This window comes from Thioalkalivibrio sulfidiphilus HL-EbGr7 (assembly GCF_000021985.1).
GTDB classification, from domain to species: Bacteria; Pseudomonadota; Gammaproteobacteria; order Ectothiorhodospirales; family Ectothiorhodospiraceae; genus Thioalkalivibrio_A; species Thioalkalivibrio_A sulfidiphilus.
On the sequence record NC_011901.1, the window covers coordinates 2,516,136 to 2,538,849 of the forward strand.

A 22,714-nucleotide genomic window follows, 5' to 3' on the forward strand; every position below is an offset into this window, starting at 1 on the left:
GTTCTCTCGCGAAGACGCTAAGAAAATCAAAATCATGTTCTCTCGCAGAGGCGCTGAGGCGCGGAGAAAGTCAAAATCATGATCTCTCGCGAAGGCGCAAAGACGCTAAGAGAAAAGCACTTAAAAATTGTTTCCTTGGCGTCTTCGCGCCTTCGCGAGAGAAAAGGTTTTTGTGATTTTGGTGCCTTTACGAATAACCATGATTTTTGATTTTCTCCGCGTCTCAGCGCCTCCGCGAGAGAATCGCTTTTGAATTTCCTTGCACCGTCGCAGGAGGATGGCTGCTCAATGACCGCGCCGGGCCGCGAGGGCGCGGACGTCGCCTTGGTAATCAGCGAAGGTTTCCACCTGGTCGAAGGCGTCATTGCGCTCCAGGCGATGTTTCATGGGCTCGCCCTGGCCCAGGCCGACTTCGAACAGCAGCCAGCCGCCCGGTTTGAGCAGGCGCGGGGCGTCATTGATCAGGCGCTGGATGATCTTGATGCCGAAGGGACCACCATCGAAGGCCATGTGGGGTTCATGGCCGGAGATCTCCTCGGGCAGCTGCTCCACCTTGGCACTGGAGATATAGGGCGGGTTACAGGTGAGCAGATCCATGCGGCCCAGGAAGTCGTCATTGTCGAAGGGGGCCGCCAGATCGCCGGCCATGAAGCTCACGTCGGGACGTCCGATGAACGCCGCGTTCTCCCGGGCCAGGGCGACGGCCTCTTCGGAAAGGTCGCTGCCCCAGACGCGGGCCCGGGGGGCGCTCACGGCCATGGCCAGGGCCAGATTGCCGCAGCCGGTGCACAGATCCACCACCCTGGGGCTTTCCCCTTCCACGTCCGCCAGTTTGCCGATGGCGGCACGACCCAGGATCTCGGTCTCGCGTCGGGGCACCAGGGCCGCCTCGGAGGACTTGAGCACCAGACCCATGAAGTCCTGCCGACCGGTCAGATGCGAAAGCGGCGTGCCTGCAAGGCGCTTGTCTACCAGGGTGTTCAACAGCCCCTCGGCAGCCTGATCAAGATCAGCGATTACCGCATCCCGCACCTGGCTCAGCGCCAGCGGTTGGCCGGCAGCCAGGGCCCAGAGACAGTCCAGGGTATTGCGCGGTGTCTCGTCCGGCTTGTCGGGCAGGACCTGGAGATCCTGTTCCAGTCGCGCCAGCAGCTGCAGATAGAGGGGATGGTTCATGAGGTCGTCACTTGTTCACCGTGAATAGAACTTCGAATCATTCCTTTCTCCCGATGGCGCTTAAAACACCAAATCCTTCTCTCTCGCGGAGGCGCTGAGGCGCGGAGAAAAGCAACATATTATTTGCCCCTAGATGCCAAAGCCCCTAAGAAATGCGTTCTCATCATTAATTGCTTCGTGCCTTGCTGCCTTCATACAAAATCATGATTGTGACTTTCTCCGCGTCCCAGCGCCTCCGCGAGAAAACCGCATTTGATCTTCTTTGCACATATCAGTCATATGCCAACCAGGTCCTTCTTGTTGATCTTGCCGTTGGCGGACTTGGGCAGGCTGTCCACCAGCAGGATGTCCCTGGGCACCATGAAGTTCTCAAGCCTTGAAGTGAGTTCCTTTCTGAGCCGCCGCTCGTCCAACTCACAACCCGCGGTGAGCACGACGTAGGCACGCACCGCCTGCCCCAGCAGGTCGTCGGTCACGCCAATGACGGCCGCCTCCTCCACCCCCGGGATGGCATAGAGTGCGTTCTCCACTTCCACCGGGCTGACCTTCTCGCCCCGAGTCTTGATGATGTCGTCGCTGCGGCCCTCGAAGTACAGGCAGCCGTCCTCGTCCATGTGGAACCAGTCGCCGGTGCGCAGCACCTTCTCGCCGGGATAGGGGCCATCCTTGAGCATCTCGGCGCTTTTCTCCGGCAGGTTCCAGTAACCGCGCATCAGGTGCGGGCCACGCACGTGGAGAATGCCTGGCTGGCCAGGCGGCACGGGCTCGCCCTCGGGACTCAGCAGATAGACCTCGGTGCCCGGGATCGCCTTGCCGACGGAGCGCGGCTTGACCTCGGCCAGTTCCGGTTCCAGGTAACTCACCCGCTTGCACTCGGTCAGTCCGTACATCTTGAAGATCAGGGCGTTGGGGAAGACCTCCTTCAAGCGCGGTACGTAATCCGCCGGCAGCGCGGCGGCGGTGTTGGTGATGCGTTTGATGGAGGGGAAACACAAGGGCTTGCGGCCGTGGGCCGCGAGGATCATGGAGTAGATGGTGGGCACGCCGGGGAAGGCGGTCACGCCATGCTGATCCATGCGATTGAACACCTCCGCCGGGTAGGTGAAGGAGCGCTCCAGCACCAGCGTGGCGCCCATCTGCACACTCATGAGCAGCTGGTAGAGACCGTAATCAAAGGCCATGGGCAGGACGTTGATGATCACTTCCTGCTCGTCCATGCGCAGGTATTCGATCAGGCTCTGGGCGGCGAACAGCATGGACTGGTGGGTGTGCATCACCCCCTTGGGATTGCCCGTGCTGCCGGAGGTGTAGATGAGCGAGGCCAGGTCCAGGGCGATGGTGCCCGGATCGAAGACCTCGGCCGGGGCGCCTTCGACCACGGTCTCGAACACCTCTGCTGCAGGGGATAGACCCTCACACTGCTCCGCCACCTTATCGCCGCCGGAGACGATCAGATGGGTGAGGCTGGGCACATCCGGCAGCACTTCCCGGAACACGAAGGCCAGGTGAGCATCGGTGATCAGGTGACGCACCGTGCAGTCGTTGAGCACGTAGGCAAGCTTGTCGTGCTTGGTCTGGGGGTTGACCACCAGGAAGGTGGCGCCCGCCCGGAGCACGGCATAGATGCTGACCACGCAGGGCCAGGTGTTGTCCATGTAGATGGCGACCCGGTCGCCACGCCCGAGCCCGCGTTGCTGCAGGGCCGCGGCGAGGCGGGCGCTCTGGTCTTCCAGTTGCGCGTAGGTATAGGACTCCCCACCGACGACAACCGCCACCTTGTCCGGGAGGTTCCGGGCATGGAGCGGCAGGATCTCGTGGAGCAGTCGTTGGGGCTTGATCGGCATATTCCTTTCCCGTCCGGGCAGTGGCCCTTCAGGCCGTGGCCTTCTTGCGCTGCACGAAGGCCACCAGGTTGGCCACGGAGTCCAGGTTCTCGGGGACCATTTCATCGTCGTCGACGGTGACGCCGAATTCGTCTTCCAGGAACATGATGACTTCCAGGATGCCGGTGGAGTCGATGATGCCCCGCTCCAGCAGGGAGTCCCCGCTGGCGAGCTGGGACTCGTCGTCGGTGAAGAGGTAATTCTCGAGGATGTAGCCCTTTATCTTTTTTTCCAGTTCCATTTTTTACCCCAAGTCAGAAAATCAAAGACTATTCTCTCGCGGAGGCGCAGAGACGCGGAGAAAACCCTTTATAGGGCGGGCCGTGCCCGCGAAAATGCCCAAGCAAAACACAAAAATCGTTCTCTCGCAGAGGCGCAGGGGCGCGGAGAAAACCGGTTATAGGGCGGGCCGTGCCCGCCGAATAATTCAACATCTCTTAATGCCGCCCAATCTATGCCAAACGAATCAAGCCCCGGGTTCTGCAAGACCATTAACAACTCGCACGATGCCCCTCTTCATGAGGGCTTCACCGAAATTCAACAAATAGCCCAATCTTCTTTCAGTCAGTCTAAGGTAAGTCAGAAGCTGTTTTTTGTGTGCGTCATTAAGACGCTCCACGCATTTCAGCTCAAGTATCACCTTGTCCTCGACAACAATGTCCGCACGGAAACCTTCCTCAAACCTCAATCCGCGATACTCGATCGCGATGGGAACCTGGCGCTCCACACGCAGGCCCAAGCCACACAATTCATATTCCAAGACGGTCTCATAGACCGACTCCATCAAGCCCGGTCCAAGATCACGATGAACCTGAATTGCCACCTCGACCACATAGTCGCCGATCTGATTCTCGGTCATTCCAGACACCTCCCTGTGCCCACCCATCATCAAGCTGACATTGCAATCAAAGAGCTTGATATACCAACCTGACTACCCATCAATTATCTTGCCTTCCTCCGCGCCCCTGCGCCTCCGCGAGAGAATACGCTTTTGATGTTTTCTCAGCCCAGTCCCCGAACCAATCCCGACCCATCCACACGGAAATTCTCATGGAAACGCTCAACGAAATGGTAATGCCAGAGCTGGGTGGAGAGGATACCCACTAAGGCCATGTTGTCCTTGTAACCGATGGCCCTGCCCCGTTCGATTTTTTGGTACAGACGCTGCACCTTGGCGGCGTCGAAATAGCCGTACCGGGACACCACTTCCGGACTGAGCAACTCCCGCACGTACTCAGTTTTGCCGCCGCTGAAGAAGGCCGGGATGTCGGGGGCCCGGTAGGGCTGCTTGTGGCGGGCAACGATGGCTTCGGGGAGATAGGGCCTCATGACTCGCTTGAGCAGGTATTTCTCGTTGAGCACCCGCATCTTGTGGCGGGGATGCAGCTGGTTGGCGAATTCGATGACCCGGTGATCCAGGAACGGGAAACGGCCTTCCACGGAGTTGGCCATGAGCATTCGGTCGCCCTGGGAGCACAGCAGGTAGCCCGACATGAGGGTGTGCGCCTCCACGTACTGGCCCCGGTTGAAGGGGTGCCAACGCTGTATGCCTTCCGGAAGACCACCCGCCAGCCGCTCCACGGCGTCTCCCCGCAACTGCGCGCCCAGTTCTTCGGAGAAGAAGACCTTGCACTGGGCGGTGGACTGCCAGCGGGTCATGTGGCTGAAGAAGGGGGATTCGGGCTGATCCAGGCCGGTACCGAAGAAGCTCTTCAGATAAGTCAGCCCCTGGGCCTGGGTCAGGTTCAGGTAGGGGTACAGGCGCTTGATGAGCAGGGGGCGCCAGCTGGAATCGGCGTTGCGCGCCCAGAACTGGCGGATCTTGCCTTCCTTGAACAGATCGTAACCGCCCAGCACCTCGTCGGAACCCTCGCCGGTCAGCACCACCTTGTAGCCCTGCTCCCGCACCAGGCCAGAGAGCAGGGACATGGGTACCGGCGCGGTGCGCAGCACCGGGGCCTCGGTACGCAATATCGTATCGAAGAAGGCCTCTCCGACCCGGGCCGTGTCGCAGCGGATGCTGCTGTGGTCGGCATTCACGTGGCGGATCATCTGCTGCTGGAAACCCGACTCGTCCAGGCCCTCATCCTCGAAGCCGATGGAGAAGGTGCGAAGTCGCGCGGTGCCCTGGCGGTGGATCATCGAAACCAGGGCCGAGGAATCCAGGCCGCCGGAAAGATAGGCCCCCACGGGCACGTCTGCTCGCAGCCGGATGCGCGTGGCATCGACGAGCAGTTCGCCCAGTTCGGCGGCCAGTTCGTCCTCGGTTCCTTGCCGATAACGGCCATCAATGGGGAAAGACCAGTCCCAGTAGGTTTCGCGGGTGATGTGCCCGTTCTGCACCACGATACGCTGCCCGGGCGAGACCTCCTCGATGCCCTCGAACAGGGTGTGGGGCGTGAGTGGCGCCCAGAAGGTCATGAGTTCGTCCAGGGCGGTGGCGTTGAGTCGCGGCGCAGCATCCAGGAGCGGCAGGATGGCCTTGATCTCCGAGGCGAACAGCAGGCGTCCGTTTTGCAGGGTATAGAACAGGGGCAGGATACCCACCCGGTCGCGGACCAGCACCAGGCGCTTGCGGGGGATGTCCCACAGGGCGATGGCGAACTGGCCGTTCAGGTGGTGGACGAGGTCGTCGCCGTATTCCTCGTAGAGGTGGACGATGACCTCGGTGTCCGACTGGGTGGCGAAGCGATGGCCCCGGGCGATGAGCTCGGCGCGCAGTTCCAGGTAGTTGAAGATCTCGCCGTTGAACACCACCCACACCGAGGCATCCTCGTTGTGCAGGGGCTGACGGCCACCCTCGAGATCGATGATGCTCAGGCGGGCATGGCCAAGACCCACATGGGCATCCCGGTAGAAGCCATGGCCGTCCGGACCCCGGTGATACAGACGATCCACCATGGATTCCAGCTCACGCTGTTCGACGGCCGGTCCGCCGTTCAGGTTCAGGATGCCTGCGATGCCGCACATGATGGACGATCAGCCCTGGGCGGTCGCAGCGCCCACGGGCGCCGAAGATTCGCCAGGCACCAGCTCCATGGACGCCAGCACGTCGCGCATGGGGGCGAAACGGAAATCATTTAACAGCCTGCGCAACCTGGATTCACAGCGGTGCAGGTTGTTGTAGTGCCGAAACCGCGACAGGGCCTTGGCCTTGATGCGCGGCTGCCCGGGGTCCACCTCCCAAGGGTGCAGGTAGAACACGAAGGGTTTGCCGGCGCCCTGGTTGATGTTGCGAAAACCGGCCCGGCTCAGGGCATAGGGGTAGAGCCGGAAATAACCACCGCCGGCCATGGGCAGGGTCATGCCGGCCCAGCGCACCGTGGAGAGGGGGAACTCCACCAGGCGCCGGCCTTCATTGAGGGTCATCTCGTGGGGCCAACGACCGGCGCCCGGGATGCCATAGCGATCGTGACGCACCGGGAAGATGCTGGAGTCGTACTCAAAACCGGCCTCGCCCAGGATATCCAGGGCCCACTGGGAGCGGCGGGTGATGGAGTAGCTGGCCGCGCGATAGCCGCGCACGGGCACCTGGCCCGCCTGCTCCAGGAGATCCTTGGAGCGGAAGGTCTCCTCCCGGAACAGTTCAGGCGTCTGGTTGTAGACCAGCTGGTGGCTGTAGCCGTGGCAGGCCAGCTCGTGCCCGCGCTCGACGATCTCGCGTACCAGCCCCGGCTCCCGCTCAGCCACCCAGCCCAGCACGAAGAAGGTGGACTTCACACCCTGTCCGTCGAACAGGTCCAGCAGGCGATGGGTATTGGCCACCACCCGGGACGGCATGTCATGCCAGTCGGCGCGGTCGATGGCATCGGCGAAGGCGGAGACGTGGAAGTAGTCCTCCACATCGACGGTCATGGCGTTGACAATGTGCCCGCTGCTGGACGAAACCGACATCTGCTTCACTCGAGGTCAGAAAGTGGCAATCAGACGGGCAGCCACGGAATGTTCACGGTACTCCCGCTCAGGAAGATCCGACTTCACATCGGTTCTGCGCAGGAACAGCGTGCCCGACAGTCGTCGCCCAAGTTGCTGTTGCACACCCGCACTCACCAGGGTCAACTCGTCTGGCGTGTCGATACCCAGCAACCTGGATTCCTGAACGCCAGCGGAGAGCAGCACTGTTGTGCGAGGCCGTAGCGCCCAGTTCCAGGTCAGATCGAAGCCCTTGAGGGTCTCCTCACGATCCGTGGTCTGATAAAGACGCCGTTCGTTGTATACACGCGCCGTCGTGGTGGTTCTGGCGGTGTTCAAAGCCAGCTCCAACTGCCCAAGCTCCCTCAGATAGACCTCGCCGACCGCGGTACCCAGCGCGGGGCCGGGCAGAATTGACTCTGGTGACCGGGGATCAAACTCCAGTCGTGTCTGCGCATAGGTGACAAAGTCCTCGTCGTACAGGGCCTGCGTGCGCCAGCGGCGCCCTTCCTGTACCCAGCGCAGACTGTAGGTGTCCCCGAACGAGCGTTCCCCGACCAATGCCTCAAACTCGTACCGGCCGGCCCGCTGGGACCGGATGCCAATGGCCCAGAGGGTGTCATCCGGCGCATCGCTGCCGTCGGTCAACTCGAATTCGTTGCGCTCAGCGCCCCCGATTACCACCAGTCGTGCCTGAGTGGTAATAGGAATGCCGAGTTCAACGGTGGCCTGCTCCAGAGTGATGCTGTCCTGATCTTCGTAATCCACCCTGGAGAGCCGATAGCGTGCGGCCCAATACAAGCGGTCTGCCACGGAGGTATTCTCGACCTGGGCTGCAACGGCATGTTGCACGCTGTCATCGAGCGTGTTGTCGTCATAGCTCACCATTCCGATGGCGTAGCGCAGGTCTGCCCGTACCGTATCTGTGAGTTGTGTGCGCCAATGCGGACTGATGTAGGCAGTGTATTCGTCGGTAAGATTGCCGGCCCCGGCGATCGTCCCTGTCGGCACCGGGGCACTGGCATCGATGACCTGCTGACGCACCGCAAGACCGCCATCCAGATAGAATGTCTCATCGGACAATTCGGCAGTTCCACGGGCGGAGAGCTGGTGAAACACCTCGTCCAGATCTGAATTGTCGCGATAAAAATAGCTTTGGAGTCGGTAGCGGATATCTGCATCCACACGCCGCCCATCAAAGCTGGCATCAATGCCCGGGGTGACCTCCATCACCAGGTCAGCGTTCTCCTGACCACGGGGCTCAAGATTGATGTTGTCTGAATAGATAACACCCACCGCTACAGACGGGGTCAATTCCCAGTTTGCGCTGCAGACAGGGGCAACAATGACGGCACAGCAAAACAACACAACGAGCCCGACTCGGTGGATACAACTGTGTGACGCCGCCACTTTCATGGGAATGTTCCGCCATGTACGGTGAAGATGGCAACCTGCAGACATCAGCCCTCCCGGTCCTCAGACCCGCCATAATATCCGCCGTAGTAGGACGATCCCTTGCTACGCCCGCAATAATTGAGGACCATCCCGACCACGTCATTCTCTTCGAGCATATCCAATGCCTCGTCAATGGCGGATTGGGGCGTTTTCCCCTCGCGGACGACCATGAGAGTTTGTCCCACCAGGTGGGTGAGAATCTGAGCCTGGCTCGTGGAGAGCAGCGGGGGTGTATCCAGCAGGATAATCCGATCGTCATACCGGGCAGCCAGTTCCGCCATGAGTGATTCCATCTGCTCACTGGCCATCAATTCGGTCACATCGGGCGAGGGGGAACCTGCAGGGATGACCCTGAGCTTGGGAATATTAGTTCGGTTGATCACGTCCGACAGACTCACGTCATCGCCTTTGAGTACATCTATCAGCCCCTTGGCCTGATCCAGCCCCAGCAGGTGGCTCAGTGACCGCTTGGAGAGATCAGCATCGATCAGCAAAACGGTTCTGTCTTGCTCCTGTGAAATGCTCATGGCCAGATTGAGCGACGTAAACGTCTTGCCATCTCCGGGCAGCGCGCTGGTGACTGCTACCAGATTGCCCCTTTCAATAAGTTCACTGCCTTTACCGAAGGCATTCATGAGCACCGGCCTTTTGAGCAGTCGGTATTCTTCGGCCTGGCGTGTCTGTGTCCTGCCCGGCGTCAGATAGCCGGACTTGTGCAGGGACTCAAGATCTATACGGCACTCCACACCCTGCCTGTCGTTAGCCTCCTGCTCACGGGCAAGAGGCAGCTTGACTGGCTTTGCAACGCGGGGTGATACAGCATCGCCGGCGTTATTCACAGCGCGTTCGAAGATATCCATTACACAAGGCCCCCCAGTGATGTCACCGCAGCCATGAGGCTGCGGCCCGTCAGCTGCATGTACACAGCCATCAGGAAGGCCGGAATCATCAAGGCGATAACCGTAGCAAACGCCGCAAAATCAAGACGCATCATCCAGCGTGCCCGAGGCGTCAATACCCTGGTTACAGCACCGAATACGGGCCGCCCGCTCAAGTCACCAAGCATGCGTCGGCCGTGGACCACCGGAAACAGCTGGGACATGAGCAATGCAACGCCGGCTCCGGCGCCAAGGCCCATCAGCAGGATGGCCGCGGAAAATTTGAGCCTGCCAGGAAAGATGGGGGTGGCCGGTGTACGAGGTGGTTCAATGACGCGGAAACGCACATCCTGGCCCGTCTGCTCCACGTCCTCAGATATCCGGGCAGACTCACGACGGGCAACAAGGGAATTGTACTGATCGCGGTAGATTTCATAGTTGCGATCCAGACGCCGCAGTTCCGCCTCAACCTGGGGAATGATCTCCAGCTGCTGCTGCAATCGCTGGACACGCGTGCTGAACTCATCGCGACGCACCCTGAGCGCGGCGATCTCGCCTTCCACCTCTCCGAGGGCAAGTCGCAACTGCTGGTGCAGCGGATTGGCCACCGCTGAGCTACTGGAAGCGGGATCTATGCCCGAGAGTTCTCGATCGCGCTGCACTTCCAGGGCTTCGATACTGCGGCGCGTCTGGACGACGTCCGGGTGGTTCTCCGTGAAACGAAGAAGCAACTCGTCCAAGCGTCTCTGCAGAGTAAGCAAGCGCTCTTCCGTGGGCGTCTGCACAAGAGCGCCGTCAGCTGACAAGCCGCGCTGCGTGGAAGGAGTTCCCTCAAGCTGACGACGCAATTCGTCGCGACGGAAATTGGCCTCGCGTAACGCAAGCTCCACTGCCTCAAGGTTAGACCTTGCTGCCTGCAGTCGGCCATAGTAATTGGCTTCCTGATCAGGAAGCACGTCGATATGCTCGCGCTTGAACTCTCTGAGTCGGTCTTCCGCCTCGACCAGACGGGATTCATACTCTGCAATCTGTTGGACAAGAAACTGTTGGGCAACATCGCTACGCTGCCGTCTCTCTCCAGCGGTTTCATCCACAAAGGTCGAAAGTAACGCTTCGACGATTCTGCGTGCCATCTCCGGATCTTTGTGACGCGAACTGATCACATAGAGGTCCGGGCTCCTGGGTGCCAGGGGCCGGGCGGCGTGCGTCTGTTGCAGATTGACGTTGCGCGTGAGGTCTTGAAGGATCCGCTCCTGTGCTGCGGGCGTAGTCGCACCATGATCCAGATCGGTCATACGGATGACCTTCTCAAGATTGGGGCGACTCAGGAGCTGGCGACTCATGAGGCCCAGCTTCTCACCCACATTGATATCCACCGCCAGCCCCCGCAGCAGCGGACGTAGCATAGAGTCGGTATCGACGTACACCGTGGCACTCGCCTCATAGACATTATCCACCTTGGAGAGTCCGTACCATCCTGCTATGCAGACCAGCCACGCGACGAGGATTCCATACCAACGGAATCGCCACATTCCGCGTATCAGTAACAACAGCTTTTCGATCAACTTCTGCATTAGGGCACTGCCTCACTGGCGGGACGATCCTCACCCGGTTTTTTCAGAACCAGGATTCCGGAATGATCAGGACGTCGCCCGGCTGCATGGGTACATTGGCTGAGATATCACCCCGTGTCACAAGATCCGACAATCGGACGCGAAATGCCTGCTGCGCCCCCGTTGGCCCCCGGATAATGGTCGCCCGGTTGCCTGCGGCGAACTCTGTGAGCCCTCCCACCTCGATGATCACGTCCAGCACGGTCATGCCCACACGGTAGGGAATGGAACGGGGCTGTACGGCCTGACCGATCACCCGGATCTGTTCGGTAGAGGTGCCCACAAAATTGGTGACCGTCACGGTTACAATCGGGTTCTGTACATAGTGGGCCAGACTTTGCTCGATGTCCCGGGCAAGTTCCGTGGGCGTCTTGCCACTGGCCTGAACATCTTCCACCAGAGGCGTCGTGATCCTGCCATCGGGTCGGACCGGCACTGTCACGGTCAGGTCCGGGTTACCCCAGACAAAAACGTTGAGCTGGTCACCGGGCCCGATGGTATAGCGGGGTTCCGCCTGTGCAGCCGGCGCCTCGCTCAAGGGCACATCAGGTCCCGCCGCACAAGCACCCAACAACATCACAACCAGCACCAGACCACTCCAGCGCAGCCACTTACTCACATACATTGACTTGAGCATTTCCCTTCTCCTTGCCACCATGCGTTTTTGTATCTAATCCAGCGCATCCTCAAAAATGGATCGCCTGGGAGCCTGCCAGGACAATCGCCACGCTGGACGCAGAATGCCCGGGCTGACCCTTGCCTGTCATTCTTGCTCGCCGTCGCAATCCAGGTACTACTGCAGACTCCGGTAAAGGGCCTCTGCCTCGGTGCGCTGTTGGAATTGAGCGTGTTCGCCCAGCAACTGGCCAAGCACCTGGCGTGCCCGTGGGTCATCTCCGGCCCGGGTCAAAGCAACTGCCAGGCGGTATCTCACCTCCGGAATCGGGGCCGCCTCTGCCGCCGATTCAATCAGGGACAGCCCACTGGCCACATCACCACTTTCGACCAGCATCCAGCCATAGGTGTGCGAGGTTGCAGCGCCCGGCTGAAGCTCATAGGCCTTGCGTGCCATTTCCAGTGCCCTGCTGTCCTGCCGCTCATGATAGAGCCAGGCGAGATTGTTCAGGGCCGCCACCTGATCGGGGTCAAAGGTCAGCACTTGTCCATAGAGCACCTCCGCCTCGTTGCGACGTCCATGTCGCTGGTGCAGCATGGCAAGATTGAGCATGGCCGAAACATCTTGTGGACTCGTTTCCAGCCAATCCTGCAGCACCTCAAGCGCCTGTCGCTCGTCACCGGCGCGCTCCGCCATTTGCGCCAGACGGCGGGCGCTCAGCGAGGCAGGCAAGACGCGATGGGCCCGGGCGTAAGCATCACGTGCCTGTTCATGCCGCCCGGCACTTACAAGGGCATCAGCCTCCAGCATCCATCCGACCGGGGAAGACGGGTAGGACTCGCGCGCCTGACGCGCATAGGCGAGGCTCGCATCCACCTGGCCCAGGATCAGCTCGACCCTGCCAGCCTGTTCCAGTACACGCAGATCCCGTGGAGCCACTTCAAGGGCGGCATTGATGTGCTGACGAGCCTCCCCCTCCCTGCCCTGCTGCGCCGCGATGCCTGCCAGGGCCAACCGGCCGGTCAGATCATCGGGAACCACATTGATGAGCATGCCATAGGTATCCGCCGCGCCATCAAGATCACCGTTTCGAGCCTGCAACTCGGCCAGCAGGCCAAGCGCGCGTGGATCCCGGGGTGAGGCAGCCACGGCCTCACGGGCCGTGCTGATGGCAGCATCCGCATTGCCTGACTGCGCATGAAAACGACTTAACCAGAGCCGGGGCAGAACAGCGTCCGGATTGGCCTCGACTGCCCGTTGCAGCCAGGATTCCGCCGTGGAAACATCACCGCGCCGCACGGCTGACTCGGCAAGCCCGAGCATGGCCAGACCATGGCGTGGCTCAATTCGCAGCACCGCATTGAAGTATCGCTCAGCAGAGGCCTGATTGCCTTCTTCGAGCCCCAGGCGACCCAAGGCGAGCAGGGCCGGAAGATATGCATCATCCACGTTCAAAGCATTGATGAGGCTTGCTCGACCTTGCGTTCGTTCACCTTGCTGTAATTGAATCAGGCCCACCAAGGTGTGCCACTCGGGACGGTCAGGACTGCGCTCCGCAAGGGCCCGCGCCTGACTCAAGGCCAGCGCCACGTTGCCACTGGCCACCAGCGTGCGCACCAGGAACAGTTCTGCGGCGGCATCCCCTTCCCTGACCAGGGCGGAAAGCTGATCAATCGCCTCATCGTAGCGACCCTGGGCGGCATGCAGCCGCGCCAGGTCCCCACGCAAGGCTGGATCCCCCGGAGATGCGGCCAATGCCTCCCTGAAGGCACTTTCTGCTGTCTCAAATTCTCCTGAGACCGTGGCGGAGCGGCCAATCATGGCCAGCAATGCGACACTTTCGGCATCCTGACCGCCCGCGCGCAAGGGCTCAAGGACGGCCATGGCATCACCGTGACGCCCCAGCCGGGCTTGAGCAGCAGCCAGCAACCGGCGGGCGGCGTCATTGGATGGCACCACGGCCAGATAGCGGCGCAACTGACGGGATGCCTCTTCGTACTCATTCAACGCAAAGGCCGTACCTCCCGCAAGCAACCTGGCCTGATGATGCTCGGGCCTGCGTTGAAGCGTATCCCGTAGCGAATCCCGCGCCACCCCAAAATTACCCTGACGATAGGCAACCAGACCTTTCAGATAGCTGAGCTCAGGGATGTCACCGAGCAGCGACTCAAGTTCAACGATAACCGCCTCGGCCTCTGAGGTCTTGCCCTGCCCCAAACGGGCTTCAACCAGCAGCAGATTGGCACGGGTGAGATCAGAATCATTGGCACGAGCACGTGCAGCGCGCGTGGATTCCAGCAACGCTGATTCCGCTTCCTGGAACAGTGCCTGCCTCAGGGCAAGCCAGCCATGCGTGAAAGCGGTTCGCGGGTCATCGGGGTCGGCCCGCGCGGCCTTGCGGGCCAGATTCAGCGCGGCAGCAGAATCACCTTGGTGGTTAGCGAACTGGGCCTGAGCCATCCACACGCGGGCCTGCTCGACACCGTAATCGGCGATCGCGTCCAGATCAGTTGATAGTTCATCGTATCGCCCCAGACCCAGGTTCGCCTCAACCCGGCGCAACAGCCATCGGGCGGTAGATGCATTGTCTGCAGAGAGCAGGGAGGAAACTTCTGAAAGTGCATCGGCAAACCGCTCCTGGATCAGGAGTGCGTCAATCAGCCAGGGCATCACCTCATCGCCCGGAATACCCAGTTCCAGCGCCCTTCGTAATTCACGCTGTGCGGCGTCGCCTCGTGCGGCCAGGACATTTAAGCGCCCTAGGCCAAAGCGTGCCTGAGCATGGTCCGGATCATCCTGAAGGATGCGCCGCAGTTCAAAGGCGGCGGCTCGCACGTCGCCCGCAGCCTCCAGCGTTTGCGCCCTTTCCAGGCGAGTGGCGCTGTCCTCTCCCGGGGAACAACCCAGCAGGTTTGCAAGCACAAGAAGCAGTATCGCCCCAACGAACGCACGCAGAGTACGACCAGCCGATCCGTCGTTTCCATACACCATGGGCATCATGTCTCTGAACATACGGCGTTTCCCGTCACCCTTGCCCCTTGGCTCAGCACCATGATGAGGCATGGATCCGCTGTGACAATGTCTGTACGGCATCCGTCAATGGCATCCCGCCAGCATACAGAAATTCAGCCAGCAACACTCGATCGCGTTCGGCTCCCGCAGAACCCAGTGGAGTGATCACCCACATAGCCCCGTCGGGTCTTCCACACAGGGCGCCGAGCATACCCGTCATCAACGCAGACCGATCGCTCGCAGACGTACGACCGGCCAATTGGTACCAGGACCACACCAGACGCTGGCCGTGCTGAGCAGAACTCAAGAGATCTTCACGGACCACAGCGGGCTGCGTGTCCGTTGAAACGCTGTGGCGATTCCAATCTTGCTGATGCCAAAGCGCTGGATCAAAAGCACGATTGTCCCAAGACACCAGTTTGCGCTCTTCCCTTTGTGTCTGGAACCAGGCCACGTGGACCTGCACCCGTGCCCCGTCCTCGCGTCGATAGACCACCTGACCTTGCAGGTCCGGGTCGCGAAACCGCCCAGCCAATATCGGCTTCCAGGCACCGGTCTCCATGCGCCAGGGCCCAAACGCCTCGGGCAATGACAACCCATGCCCGGCCAAACCATCGACTTCAGAGACGCTGCGATTGACGCCCAGCGGCACGGCAAGGGCGATGGCAATGGTCAGGATGACCAAAAGGCTTGCAGCAGGCCGGGTAGTAGCGGGCGACTCGGGACGTGCGGGGGGCGTCGTGCTGTCAGCACGGTACCAGCGCTCAGGCATCAGCCGTCCGGCAAGAAAAAAGAAACCGGCCATACCAATACCGAACAGGACCCAGCCCAGAGTCACGTGATCCTCACGCACCAGATAATGCTGCATGTCGGTCATCACGCCAGCCATGACGACGATGTAGATGCGCAGGGTATTCATGGCGAATGACAGCACAATGGCGGAGACAAACACCACCACGCCATAGATCGGCCGCAGGCTCACCCATGCGGCATACAACAGGGCAAGCGGCATCGCCACTACAAGCTGGCGCAGTCCGGTGCAGTTGTCATCCACATAGAAACTGCCGGGGACCACACCTATGATCGCCCCCTCAAGAATATTGGGAACACCGGTTGCGGCGAGCAATAGGCTGACTGCATGGGCCGTCAAGAGCCTCAGAGGCTCATTGATAAAGAACCACATGGGTATGGCAAACACCACCAGCCCTAATGGCAGGGCGAGCCGACGCAGACCCTGCATGCCGAAGGCTGCCCAGACAGTTCCCACGACAATCATCCAGGCACTCAACATGGCGCCCACTTTGACCACCATGAGCGTTGAAAGCATCCACAGCGACACCGCCGCGATCAGAACCAGGCCACCGGAGTAACTGGGCGCCCAACGAAGCGCAGCCGGGTCACGCCAAAGCGTATGTGCCGCAATACCCACCGATAGGGCCAACAACATGGTTCCGTGGGAGTAGGTGAAGTCATCCGGACTGAGCCAAAGGCTCCACAATCCGGCGAACACATCCCGGTAGACCAGTAGCACAAGCCCCAACAACAGCATCAGCAAGAACGACGGCAACACCATGCTGGAGATACGACCGCCCAGTGCAGCAGTGTTCATGTCACCCCCAGCTTGCGCATGAGGTCGTAGAGAGAGGGGCGACTTACGCCAAGCAGACTGGCCGCCCTGGATATATTGCCTTCGCAATACGCCAAGGCCTTGCGTACGGCACGCTCCTCGGCCAGGCGGCGCACATGACGCAATTTGAAACTCTCCTCGGGGATTTTTGCCCCGCTCAACTCCAGATCCTGGGGCGTGATTTCCATCTTGTCGCAAAGAATGACCGCACGGCGCACGCGGTTCTCCAACTCGCGGACATTGCCGGGCCAGTCGTATTCCTCCAACGCCGCCAATGCCTGATGACTGAAACCACGTAGTGGCCGAGCGAGTTCAGCGCTGTATTGATCCAAAAATCTCTTCGCCAGAAGCAGGACCTCGCCACTGCGATCGCGCAATGGCGGGATAGTGAAGGTGATTTCGCTGAGCCGGTAGTACAGATCCTGACGGAAGCTTGCTTCAGAGATCATGCCCTGAAGATCACGGTGGGTAGCACAGAGAATCCTTGTGTTGACGGGTATTTCGGTCCTGCCCCCGACACGCTCGATCGTTCGCTCCTGCAGAAAACGCAGCAATTTGGCCTGAAGCGACAGGGGCAGATCTCCGATTTCGTCCAGGAAAAGCGTGCCCTCATGAGCCAGTTCGATCTTTCCACGGGTGCGCTGACCCGCATCCGTAAAGGCACCCTTCTCGTACCCGAACAGTTCACTTTCAAGAAGACTGTCTGGAATAGCGGCGCAGTTGATGGCCACGAACCGGCCGTTGCTGTAGGCACTTAAGCGGTGCACCGCCCGGGCTAACAACTCCTTGCCCGTGCCGCTCTCTCCGAGCAGCATGATTGATGCATCGGTACTCGCGACACGTTCCGCTGCCTCACAGACACGCAGCATCTCTGGACTGCCAGCCCAAATGCCTTCCAAAGGCACCTTCAGGCGAGCACCATCAACCATCGCGTGCGAATTCCTCATGCGGCTCAATCCGTGAATTGCTAAGTTGCACTGTGCGCCAGAGGCGACGCAACTCCAACCAGTGACTGTCGAAATAATTTACACAATTATGGTCGATAATCACCTAAGGTGACGACTCAATTTACAGTTGATGGGCTTCACATTTCAAGGATTTTCTTATTGACACTAGGGGAGGCAGATGGCAAGGCAATCCTTGTGCCAACATGCATCACCGGGAGGCACAGGCACTGAAGTGTCAGAAGACAGAGAGACGAAGATGCATCTTGCCGAGATACTCGCCGCTCAAATTCAGCTGGGGGAGGAACTCACCCGGGTCTGTTGCAGTCGATCTGGGAAACCTCGCTCGGCGGTAATGGTGTCTTCTTGCACGCTGTTGCGCGGGACCGTGATGCCGGCAGCCAGATGGAATGTCATCTGGTAGCAGCCAACACCTATCCGATCCCCATCCCTGAGTTGATGCCGGACAACAGGTTCCCCGTTAACCTTGACACCATTCAAGCTGTTGAAATCAACTAGATAAAAGTGCTGGTCCACATGGAGTATCGCTGCATGATGCCGGCTGACGGACATGTGGGCCAGTTGGATACGGTTATCGGTAATGCGCCCAATGCTCTCCACTGGCTCGGTGAGCATATGAGTTGAGAGCACCCGGTCTTTGAGGCTCACGACCAGTCTGGCACCAGTGGCGGCAGCTGGCCTTATAGCCTCGGAAGATACAGTCTCTGCTTCCTCCGTCACAGGGAGAATCGCACGCCTCTGCTCGAAAGGCACCCATTGAAGCTCCTCAATGGACGACTCGACGAGCTCGCGTGATACTTCCCTGGTTTCCTCAATGAAAGCGGCAAGCAAGACCGTGTCACACAAGACGTTAATCAGGCGGGGAATACCACCGGTATAGTGGTGTATAAGTTCCACAGCATGATCATCAAACAGATCAGCGCCCTGCCACCCCGCGACCTCCAGTCGATGGCGAATATACTCCCCGATCTCGCCCACATTCAGTGGCCGAAGATGGAATCGCAAACGGATACGCTGCTCAAGCTGCTCCAGGACAGGGTCGTCAAGCCGGTCGGCCAGTTCCGGCTGCCCCACCAGAATGACACTGAGCACCTTGTTGCGGGATGATTCGCCATCGCTGAGCAAACGAATCTCCTCCAGCGCAGTAACTCCCAGATTCTGCGACTCATCCACCACCAGCAACACACTACGGCGCCGCCGGCCCTGATCGGCCAGGTACCGATTGAGCTTCTCAATCAGCTCGACCTTGGTACCCTGGGGTGACTTGATCCCGAGTATGGTGGCCAGGTGCTGGAGAAACTCCACCTCGGAGAGTTGGGTCTGGTGGATCCGGGCGACAGTCACCGAGTCATCCAGGGAGTCCAGCAACCGCTCCAGAACGATAGTCTTGCCCGAACCGATTTCCCCGGTAACGACCGCGAAACCGTCCCGATTGAGTACTGTGTACTTCATGTATGCCAGCGCCCGAGCATGGGGCTTGCTCATGTAGAGAAAGCCCGAATCAGGCGCGAGTTGAAACGGCGGCCTGTCCAGGTTGAAGAATTCAAGGTACATGGGTATTTGGCTACATGAAGGGTTGTGGGGAAGCGATCCGAATAAGCATATTGGCAGGTGTGCCGCGTCACCTGCAAGTCCTCCGTACAGCCCAGGAACGGGATCAGACTAGGCCAGGCCAGGTCGACAACTCAGTGCGAACCTGGGTCCTCGCCACGCCCATCAAGACCTCGCCAGCGATACCAAACCAGGGCGATGTACTCATGAATGGCCAGATCAGACAGCAGCAGGTTTCCCGGCTTGGCCATAATTTGCGCTGACCAGATATCTGCGAAAGACAGATAATCAGTCGGGGCTGGAATGGGTTCCAGCCCCTGTCCCCGGAAGACCATCATGGCACGGGACATATGACCCGCTGATGTAACCAGCGCAAAACGCTGATCCTTGAGTTCGGCCTGCAGATGTAACGCACTCTCAAAGGTATTGCTGGAGAGCGCTTCAACCCGGATCCTGCTCTCGGGCACCCCTAGCACGATGAGGACATCCGCCATCAATTTTGGCACCTCCCCACCACCAGTGACCGTCAGAATCGCTTCAGGATGCTCGCGCGCCAGCAGTGAAGCCTCCACCAGCCTGATCAAGGCATGACTGTTGACCTGATTGATGACAGAAACCCTTGGATCATGGGCTCCATAAGCGGCAAGCACCACAATATGGTCGAGTTCAGGCATGTTCTCCGGTGCCGGATATCGGTACTCGAGGCCCCCAAGCAGGGCATGAGCGACGGGGCCGGATCCAAAGACAAGATAAATCACCGCAGCGAGCGCCACCAATCCCGCAGCCCCCGGCCTCATACGCCGCCAGGGAGACAGTACCAGCGCACCCGCCAGACAGAGCACCAAGAGGCCAGAGGGCAACACCAGAAACTGGAGCATGGCTTCCATAGGGAACGGTTTAAGTTGTGGAGACTCGTAATGGTAAATTGCTGCGCATGACAAGCAGCACGAGCGCCTTGAAGAGATGACTCATGTTGAAGTCAGGGTACAGGTGACATGAACTCTGGCCATTTTTCCAGGACATAGTCATTCAAGGCCTGGTAGCCCGCAGGACTGATATGACTTCCATCTTCCGTAGCGAAATGCTGTTTACGCCAGCCGTCTCCTCCTGACAACGCACTCTCAAAATCCAGTAACGGAAGCTTGTTTTCCTCTGCGTAGGCACGCAACCAGGCATTCGTTTGCATCACGTGCTGATTGACTCTTTCGCCATAGGCTTGCTTGCCTCTCAATGCACCCACCCATGCCCTGAGTGCGTTCACCAGGCCCTGGGGTCGTGCCATCAAGATCTCGGTTGCAAGCACCGGTTGGATACCCTCGCCGCGCGCCATATCCACCATCTGCGCAATGTCCGCACGGGTGCGGGCCAAGCGGCTATCTACCTGCTCTGGGTCACTGCGAAAGATATCATTAATGAATCCCCAGACAATCACGTACTGGGGATTGAGCGCAATCACATCGTTCGAAAATCGACCTAAAAGCTCATGACTTTCCTGACCACCCACACCCTTGTTTACGACAGAAATACCTTCGATGGCTGCGATTTCCCAGCCAGCAGCGTAAGACGCCCCGATAATGACCACGCCCCGAAAATTCGTATCCAATGCGGCCCCTCCCACTTGCCCAGGAAGAATCATCAGAATTCCTGCAATCAGGATGACAACAGCCAGAAGCCGTTGAAAACATCCCTTGCCAGGCTCCGCCATTCCAGAATGAACAGACAGTCTCATTGGGTCGACCTGTTGATATTATAGGAACCCAGTTAACCACGGGGCTTCCAAATTCAGCTGTTGCAGCCCATCAAGTATTGATAGGCAAAATAACACCAGATGCGGAAGAGCGTCATCGCGTCGCGTCTGTAATACCAGACCTATCTCCCACGTCGGAGGGCAGCTGGATTTGAATCTCAGTGCCCTTGCCAGGTTCACTCTTCACTTGAACATTGCCGCCGAGGAAACGCACTAGCTCACGGCATTCGTAAGCTCCGATACCCATCCCCGTCAACCCCTTTGTGGTATCAAATGGCTTGAACAAACGATTGCGAACAAAATCCGCATCCATACCGCACCCCGTATCCTTCACGGAAAGATATACTTGGTCCGCATCTCGCCATAGATATACCCGCACCTCCCCATCCGGCGGTGTTGCCTCCTGTGCATTCTGTATCAGATGATTGATCACAGATAGCAACCTATCGCGGACTCCTCGTACGACAAACGGACCTCCTCCGACCTCAAGTTCAGGAACTGGCCTGTGCGTAGAGCGGCTATTAACGGCCTGGATGGACAGATCAACTAGATCGACGATCTGATACCTGGGCTCCACATCGCCGTTCCTGAGCTGCTCCATGAGCCGGTTCATGCGATTGACCGCGTTCTCCACCGTCGCAATGGCATCCTTCAGGAACGCAGGGTTGTCACCATGTCGCCTGGCATTGCTGACCACCAATGAAAGTTGGGCAATGAGATTCTTGAGATCATGGAGCACATACGCCGAGAGGCGATTGAAGCCCTCGAATTGGCGGACCTCCGCGAGCGCACGAGACGCATCCAGTTGGGCCAGGTGCGTGGCCGCCTGTAGGCCCGCGGTCTTGAGCAGATCCCGCTCTTCCCAGGTCAAGCGGGATACGGAAAGCGACGGCATGAGCACCACGAAGCCCATCAGATCCTGGTCATGAAACAGGGGCACGATGAGCCAAACGGCATCCTTATCGTCCAGCACGGACGGCAGTACCAGGTTCCCGTAGCGTTCTGGATACTGAAGATATTCAGGAAGATCCACGATCCATTCAGAGTCGTGCAGGAATACCGGCAATGGGTCGTCTATCGCAATCCCGGTCGCCACCTGCCCAGGCATACCAATGGCGCCCGCCAGCTGATAGGTTCGGCCACCATCCCGCAACCAGATCTGCCCCCCGCCACTGTCCACGATATTGGCCAGCGCCCTGATCACCCGGACCGGTAGATCCTCGTGGCTATCTGTGGCCGACATGGTGGCGATGAACCGCAGCCACTCGTCACGATAATCGAAGCGGTAACTGAAAAAGTGCTTGCTGACAAACACACGCAGCCGGGCACGCAGCCTCTCGGACAACAGTGCGCCGACCAGCACCATGAGGGCCGCGAACAGGAACACCACCTGCAGTACTGTGCCCCAGTCGCCGCCGAAGACACGCACGTAGTACCCGGCGGCGGCCATGATCACTAGATACAGACCTGCCGCCATCAGGGTCACGCCCTGGAACACCACACCTCGGGAGACGAACACGTCCAGCTCCCAGCGAGGATTGCGCGCGGCCGAGATGGCGATGAGCGGTGCCATCAGCGCGAAGATGTAACCGCGCGCATCCAGCATGTGCTGGGACATGCCGCCGAGCATCAGCGCCTCGGCATGGATATAGAACTCGAAGACGTAGACGCACCCCAGACCGAGGGCCACGTACTTAACCTGCCACCGGTCTGCGGAACTGGTGGAACGCAGCAGATGCTCAATCATCACGAGCAGGCACAGGGCAAGGCCAAGCTTGCCAAGAAGCAACAAATCACGCAGCGGTTCATCGCTGACAATGGCAGGCGAGATGACAAAGCGGACCACCAGCGCAAGGGCGATCACGCCCGCCACCAGACCGATGGCGGCCAGATACCGTCTGGCTCGATCCTCAGGCCCCGTGGCTTTCCAGTTCAACAGCCACAGGAAGCCGAGCCAGGCGCTGTCCCGGAACACCTCGATGATGAACAGGAAGCCGGGATTGAAGACGGGCCTGCTCCACTGCCAGGCGAACAGGACAGACCAGAGCACGCTGACGGCGACCGCCCACATCAAGACATGTCCCACGGGGCCCGGACGTCTCCAGCCGATCAGCAGGATTGCCAGCAGCGCCGAAAAGGCAATGGCGGACAGGAGGTAGCCGGTCAGGCCGATGTTCATGCTATCGATCCCGACGGCATATCAGGTCAGACATCCGTGGCTTCTCGTGACTCGTGGCACGGATCGCAGGCAAGCGGGAGGTCTCACAGGTTTGGCGCAT

The 22,714-nt window shown here is 59.5% G+C and carries 17 protein-coding genes; all 17 read right to left on the reverse strand.

The features are described from left to right. Positions 1-285: 285 nt before the first annotated feature. The 17 genes from prmC to prsK all read right to left on the reverse strand — a co-directional run bounded on the left by prmC (position 286) and on the right by prsK (position 22,614). Positions 286-1,176: a peptide chain release factor N(5)-glutamine methyltransferase gene (gene prmC, locus TGR7_RS11945; RefSeq protein WP_012638936.1), complete on the reverse strand. Its 891-nt coding sequence runs from the start codon at positions 1,174-1,176 to the stop codon at positions 286-288. Positions 1,177-1,451: 275 nt separating this feature from the next. Continuing rightward, complete coding sequence (locus TGR7_RS11950) at positions 1,452-3,020, reverse strand: class I adenylate-forming enzyme family protein (RefSeq protein ID WP_012638937.1); 1,569 nt, start codon at positions 3,018-3,020, stop codon at positions 1,452-1,454. Between the two features lie 28 nt (positions 3,021-3,048). After that, positions 3,049-3,300, reverse strand: a complete 252-nt coding sequence (locus TGR7_RS11955; RefSeq protein WP_012638938.1) for an acyl carrier protein — start codon at positions 3,298-3,300, stop codon at positions 3,049-3,051. A gap of 225 nt (positions 3,301-3,525) precedes the next feature. Then, positions 3,526-3,918, reverse strand: coding sequence for a GxxExxY protein (locus TGR7_RS11960; protein WP_012638939.1), 393 nt, complete (start codon positions 3,916-3,918; stop codon positions 3,526-3,528). 143 nt (positions 3,919-4,061) lie between these two features. Then, on the reverse strand, positions 4,062-6,029 hold the full coding sequence (gene asnB / locus TGR7_RS11965; protein WP_012638940.1) for an asparagine synthase (glutamine-hydrolyzing): 1,968 nt from the start codon (positions 6,027-6,029) through the stop codon (positions 4,062-4,064). 9 nt (positions 6,030-6,038) lie between these two features. Beyond that, positions 6,039-6,953 (reverse strand): XrtA system polysaccharide deacetylase, encoded by a 915-nt coding sequence (locus TGR7_RS11970; protein ID WP_012638941.1) that lies wholly within the window; start codon positions 6,951-6,953, stop codon positions 6,039-6,041. Between the two features lie 15 nt (positions 6,954-6,968). After that, on the reverse strand, positions 6,969-8,387 hold the full coding sequence (locus TGR7_RS11975; RefSeq protein WP_012638942.1) for a TIGR03016 family PEP-CTERM system-associated outer membrane protein: 1,419 nt from the start codon (positions 8,385-8,387) through the stop codon (positions 6,969-6,971). Between the two features lie 44 nt (positions 8,388-8,431). After that, positions 8,432-9,286 carry an XrtA-associated tyrosine autokinase gene (locus TGR7_RS11980; RefSeq protein WP_012638943.1) on the reverse strand — a complete coding sequence of 285 codons (855 nt, stop codon included), beginning with the start codon at positions 9,284-9,286 and terminating at the stop codon, positions 8,432-8,434. Continuing rightward, entirely contained in the window at positions 9,286-10,878 is a 1,593-nt protein-coding gene (locus TGR7_RS11985) for an XrtA system polysaccharide chain length determinant (protein WP_012638944.1), read from the reverse strand. The genes TGR7_RS11980 and TGR7_RS11985 overlap by 1 nt, the downstream gene beginning before the upstream one ends. A gap of 43 nt (positions 10,879-10,921) precedes the next feature. After that, a complete protein-coding gene (locus TGR7_RS11990; protein WP_012638945.1) occupies positions 10,922-11,554 on the reverse strand; it encodes an XrtA/PEP-CTERM system exopolysaccharide export protein in 633 nt (210 codons plus the stop codon). Between the two features lie 156 nt (positions 11,555-11,710). After that, positions 11,711-14,545 (reverse strand): XrtA/PEP-CTERM system TPR-repeat protein PrsT, encoded by a 2,835-nt coding sequence (gene prsT, locus TGR7_RS11995; RefSeq protein WP_012638946.1) that lies wholly within the window; start codon positions 14,543-14,545, stop codon positions 11,711-11,713. 31 nt (positions 14,546-14,576) lie between these two features. Continuing rightward, positions 14,577-16,154, reverse strand: coding sequence for an exosortase C-terminal domain/associated protein EpsI (locus TGR7_RS12000; protein ID WP_012638947.1), 1,578 nt, complete (start codon positions 16,152-16,154; stop codon positions 14,577-14,579). Beyond that, complete coding sequence (locus TGR7_RS12005) at positions 16,151-17,119, reverse strand: sigma-54 interaction domain-containing protein (RefSeq protein ID WP_148211503.1); 969 nt, start codon at positions 17,117-17,119, stop codon at positions 16,151-16,153. Before TGR7_RS12005 ends, TGR7_RS12000 begins: the two co-directional genes overlap by 4 nt. Positions 17,120-17,407: 288 nt before the next feature. Then, complete coding sequence (locus tag TGR7_RS16830) at positions 17,408-18,691, reverse strand: AAA family ATPase (protein ID WP_012638949.1); 1,284 nt, start codon at positions 18,689-18,691, stop codon at positions 17,408-17,410. A gap of 131 nt (positions 18,692-18,822) precedes the next feature. Then, positions 18,823-19,566, reverse strand: a complete 744-nt coding sequence (locus TGR7_RS12015; RefSeq protein WP_041441796.1) for a YdcF family protein — start codon at positions 19,564-19,566, stop codon at positions 18,823-18,825. A 101-nt stretch (positions 19,567-19,667) separates the two neighbouring features. Next, positions 19,668-20,417, reverse strand: coding sequence for a GDSL-type esterase/lipase family protein (locus tag TGR7_RS12020; protein ID WP_081434292.1), 750 nt, complete (start codon positions 20,415-20,417; stop codon positions 19,668-19,670). A gap of 112 nt (positions 20,418-20,529) precedes the next feature. Then, on the reverse strand, positions 20,530-22,614 hold the full coding sequence (gene prsK, locus TGR7_RS12025) for an XrtA/PEP-CTERM system histidine kinase PrsK (RefSeq protein ID WP_012638952.1): 2,085 nt from the start codon (positions 22,612-22,614) through the stop codon (positions 20,530-20,532). Positions 22,615-22,714: the final 100 nt, after the last annotated feature.